The 2,434-nt window shown below is 70.3% G+C and carries 2 protein-coding genes; both read right to left on the reverse strand.

The features are described from left to right. Positions 1–128 precede the first annotated feature (128 nt). Positions 129–410, reverse strand: coding sequence for an HU family DNA-binding protein (locus ACFWY6_RS45080; RefSeq protein WP_030680681.1), 282 nt, complete (start codon positions 408–410; stop codon positions 129–131). A gap of 296 nt (positions 411–706) precedes the next feature. Next, complete coding sequence (locus ACFWY6_RS45085) at positions 707–2,140, reverse strand: NAD-dependent malic enzyme (protein WP_384703649.1); 1,434 nt, start codon at positions 2,138–2,140, stop codon at positions 707–709. Positions 2,141–2,434 lie beyond the last annotated feature (294 nt).

Here is a 2,434-nt window from a genome sequence, read left to right on the forward strand (position 1 = left end):
GCGGGGGGGGGCGCGGGGGTGTGGTGGGGGGGGGGGGGGGGCCCAGTTCTGTCACCCCCGAGACCCCCCGTTGAGGGGGGCCGCCCCGGGGGGGGGGGGCCCCCCCCCTTCTGCGTACTGCCTGAGGCTTACTTGCCCTTGGCGGCTTCCTTCAGCTTGGAGCCCGCCGAAACCTTGACGCTGAAGCCGGCCGGGATGTTGATCGGCTCGCCGGTCTGCGGGTTCCGGGCGGTGCGAGCGGCACGGTGGGTGCGCTCGAAGGTCAGGAAGCCGGGGATGGTGACCTTCTCGTCGCCCTTGGCAACGATCTCGCCGACGGTCTCGGCGAACGCCGCCAGCACGGCGTCGGCGTCCTTGCGGGTCACCTCGGCGCGGTCGGCCAGCGCGGCCACCAGCTCACTGCGGTTCATGTTTGTACTCCCGTGTTCTTCTTGCCGTTGAGGCGTGCCACGCGGCGGGGCCGCATGATGGGCACAGCGAAGCCGATGCTGCCAGGGTCCTCGGTCAGGCCCCGGACCCGGGTCCGTCATCCAGACCCTCGCGCCCAGAAAGGCATCCTGCCCCCACCTGCGGCGGGAAAGCCAATCCGGGGCCCGTGGGGGTCACACGAAAAGCTTCACCGCCCCTGGGAAGGTGGCAGTCGGGGGCGCGCTTCCACGCCACCCTAGAGGGCCTTTACGGGCCCTGCGTTCCGCGACGCGCCGTACTACTGGGCCGTGGCGCCTGTCACAGCCGCCCCTGCGGCCTTCGCCGCGCTGCGCACCGCATCGGCGACCGCGCCCGCGACCTTGTCGTTGAAGACGCTGGGGATGATGTAGTTCGGGTTGAGCTCGTCCTCGGCGACGACGTCCGCGAGGGCGCCCGCCGCTGCCAGCATCATCTCCGTGTTGACGGTGCGCGACTGGGCGTCGAGCAGACCGCGGAAGACACCGGGGAAGACCAGGACGTTGTTGATCTGGTTCGGGAAGTCCGAGCGTCCGGTGGCCACAACTGCCGCCGTCTGGCGGGCGATTGCGGGCTCGACCTCGGGGTCCGGGTTCGCGAGCGCGAACACGATGGCGTCGTCGGCCATCGCCGCGACGTCGTCGCCGTTCAGGACGTTCGGAGCCGACACACCGATGAAGACGTCGGCGTCGACGACCGCTTCCTTGAGGGTGCCGCGGGCGCCCTCGGGGTTGGTGTTGTCGGCGATCCAGCGCAGCGGCGAGTCCGGCGCGGCGTCCACGAGGTCCTCGCGGTCGGCGTGCACGACGCCGTGGATGTCGGCGACGACGGCGTGCTTGACGCCCGCCGCGATGAGCAGCTTGAGGATGGCCGTACCGGCCGCGCCCGCGCCGGACATGACGACGCGTACGTCGCCGATTCCCTTGCCGACCACGCGAAGTGCGTTGGTCAGCGCGGCGAGCACGACGATCGCGGTGCCGTGCTGGTCGTCGTGGAAGACGGGGATGTCGAGGGCCTCGCGCAGCCGGGCCTCGATCTCGAAGCAGCGCGGCGCCGAGATGTCCTCGAGGTTGATGCCCGCGAAGCCGGGGGCGATCGCCTTGACGATCTCGACGATGGCGTCGGTGTCCTGGGTGTCCAGGCAGAGCGGCCAGGCGTCGATGCCGGCGAAGCGCTTGAAGAGGGCCGCCTTGCCCTCCATGACGGGCAGCGCGGCTTTCGGGCCGATGTTGCCCAGGCCAAGGACGGCCGAACCGTCCGTTACGACCGCAACGGAGTTGCGCTTGATGGTGAGGCGGCGCGCGTCCTCGGGGTTCTCGGCGATCGCCATGCACACGCGGGCCACGCCCGGGGTGTAGATCATGGAGAGGTCGTCACGGTTCCTGATGGGGTGCTTCGACGCCATCTCGATCTTGCCGCCGAGGTGCATCAGGAACGTACGGTCGGAGACCTTGCCGACGTTCACGCCCTCGATGGTGCGCAGCTGCTCGACGATCTCGTCGGCGTGCGTCGTGGAGGTCGCCGCGATCGTGACGTCGATCCGGAGCGCCTCATGGCCGGATGCGGTGACGTCGAGGCCGGTCACCGAGCCTCCGTGGGACTCGACGGCCGTGGTGATCTGGGAGACCGCGGTGCCGCTCGCGGGCACCTCCAACCGGACCGTGTTCGAGTAGGAGACGCTGGGCGCCGTTGCCATGGCCGACTTCCTCTGCTTTCACCGTGTAGCTCTTGCCGTCCGATCGTCGCACCTACCACTGAGTACGTGGTAGCCGCCCCGGATTGCGAACGTTTCGTTCACGAGGTTTTCGGAAACTTGTTTCCACCATACGAGAAGTTGCGGGGCGTCGGTAGGGGGAAGGGGCAACAGGGTGCGGGAAACGGAAAGAGGGGGGGGGGGGCGGGGCGGGGTGGCCCGGGGGCGGGCGCCGGCCGGCCCCCCCCCCGCCCCGCGGCGGGGTGGGGCAGCGGGGCTCCGCCCTCGGTGCGCTGC

The organism is Streptomyces sp. NPDC059037 (assembly GCF_042740015.1).
In the GTDB taxonomy this organism is placed as follows: domain Bacteria; phylum Actinomycetota; class Actinomycetes; order Streptomycetales; family Streptomycetaceae; genus Streptomyces.